The following is a 1,642-nucleotide window of genomic DNA, read 5'->3' as shown; positions in this document are numbered from 1 at the left end:
CGAAGACGGCGTGTTCGACCGCTTCGTGGTGCTGGCCAGGCCGCCGGGAGCAAGCCCGGAAACGGCCGTCTACGACAAGCAGGGCAAACGGCTGGACGACAGGCTGGCTTGGAGAGGGGGGCTGAGCTGATGAAACGAACCGGCGAAGAGGACGAGGACCCTGCATGCTGAAGCTGCTCGGCGCCATGCTGATTTTGCTGGCAGGCACGCTGTTCGGCTTTTACCAAGCTTCCCAATTGTCGCGCCGTCCCAGGCAAATCGCCGATCTGATCCGCATGCTGCAGCGGCTGGAAACGGAGATCGTCTACGGCTTCACGCCGCTGCCGGACGCGCTCCGGCGCGCCGCAAGAGCGGATGATTCTCCGGCAGGCGCTTTGTTTGCGGGCGCAGCGGAGGAACTCGGCAAGCCCGGCGGCCGTTCCGTACAGGCCGCCTGGGAGCAGGCGGTGAGCCGGGGATGGAAAACGACGTCGATGAAAGCGTCGGAGCGGGACATTTTGCTGCAGCTTGGCTCTACGCTGGGGCTAACGGACCGCGATGACCAGGTCAAGCACCTGAGGCTCGCTGTCAGCTGCCTGCAAGGGGAAGCGGACATTGCGCGGGACGAGCGGGAGCGGTACGAGCGGATGTGGAAAAGCCTCGGCCTGCTGATGGGCGCGTTAGTCGTCATTTTAATGTATTAGAAGCAGAGCCAGGCTTAAGGGTGAGGTGCCGCCAATGAACGTGGACGTAAACGCGATATTCCAGATCGCCGGCATCGGCATCATTATCGCAATGATTCATACCGTACTGAAGCAGATGGGCAAAGAAGATATGGCGCATTGGGTCACCGTGATCGGCTTCGTCGTTGTGCTGTTTATGGTGGTCCGGCTGCTGGACAGTTTGTTTAAAGAGATCAAGACAATTTTTCTCTTCCAATAAAAGCAGGTGAAGCCCGTGGAGATCATTCAAATCGTAGGGCTCGGGTTGGTGACGACCGTGCTGGTGCTGATAATCAAGGAGCAAAAGCCGATGTTCGCCTTCCTGCTGACAGCCTTCACCGGCATTACGATCTTTCTCTTCCTGATCGGTAAAATAACCGCTGTGATCGGCGTGCTGGAGGAACTGGCAAACAAGGCGAACATCAACCTGATTTTTCTGAAAACAATTCTGAAAATTATCGGCATTGCCTACATTGCCGAATTTGGCGCCCAAATCGTGCGGGACGCCGGCCAGGAAGCGATCGCCTCCAAAATCGAGCTGTCCGGCAAAGTACTCATTATGGTGATGGCGATTCCGATCGTCTCGGCCATCATCGAAACGGTCGTCAAGCTGCTTCCCGCGTAGCTCCGGAGATGGGCAGCTCGGCATGAAAAAGCGGGTGGAGGCGAAGCGATGAGGCGGCGCTGGATGCAAGGGTTACGACATTCGTGCGGGAGACTGGCTGCCTGCGGCGCGCTCCGGCTCGGACTGCTGCTAGGTGTGGCGTTCCTTACGGCTCTCATGCTGGACGGGGGCGCAGGCGGCTGCGGCACCGCTTATGCCGCCGTACCGGCGGAAGAGCTGATCCGGGAGCAGGCGCAGCGGCTGCCGCTCGATCAGGTCGAGCAATTCTGGAGCCGGCTGACCCGACAGTACGGCGGGTATTTTCCGGACAGCCGGG

The 1,642-nt window shown here is 59.5% G+C and carries 3 protein-coding genes and 1 pseudogene; all 4 read left to right on the top strand.

Annotated elements, in window-relative coordinates; all coding sequences use genetic code 11:
- Positions 1–164: 164 nt before the first annotated feature.
- Positions 165–683 (top strand): stage III sporulation protein SpoIIIAB, encoded by a 519-nt coding sequence (gene spoIIIAB, locus QJ48_RS35060; protein WP_054977833.1) that lies wholly within the window; start codon positions 165–167, stop codon positions 681–683.
- Positions 684–717: 34 nt separating this feature from the next.
- Positions 718–921: a stage III sporulation protein AC gene (gene spoIIIAC, locus QJ48_RS35055; RefSeq protein WP_010499062.1), complete on the top strand. Its 204-nt coding sequence runs from the start codon at positions 718–720 to the stop codon at positions 919–921.
- Between the two features lie 15 nt (positions 922–936).
- Positions 937–1,326: a stage III sporulation protein AD gene (gene spoIIIAD, locus QJ48_RS35050; protein WP_010499064.1), complete on the top strand. Its 390-nt coding sequence runs from the start codon at positions 937–939 to the stop codon at positions 1,324–1,326.
- 63 nt (positions 1,327–1,389) lie between these two features.
- Positions 1,390–1,642, top strand: a pseudogene (locus tag QJ48_RS35045) (stage III sporulation protein AE); the annotation flags it as partial.

Source organism: Paenibacillus sp. A3 (genome assembly GCF_001399685.1).
Lineage (GTDB): Bacteria > Bacillota > Bacilli > Paenibacillales > NBRC-103111 > Paenibacillus_G.
Note: the sequence above shows the minus strand (reverse complement) of the source record. Positions and strands in the feature narration are given on the sequence as shown.

Excerpts from the sequence above, each read along its gene's own strand:
- spoIIIAB (WP_054977833.1), top strand. The coding sequence starts at position 165 with ATGCTGAAGCTGCTCGGCGCCATGCTGATTTTGCTGGCAGGCACGCTG.
- spoIIIAC (WP_010499062.1), top strand. The coding sequence starts at position 718 with ATGAACGTGGACGTAAACGCGATATTCCAGATCGCCGGCATCGGCATC.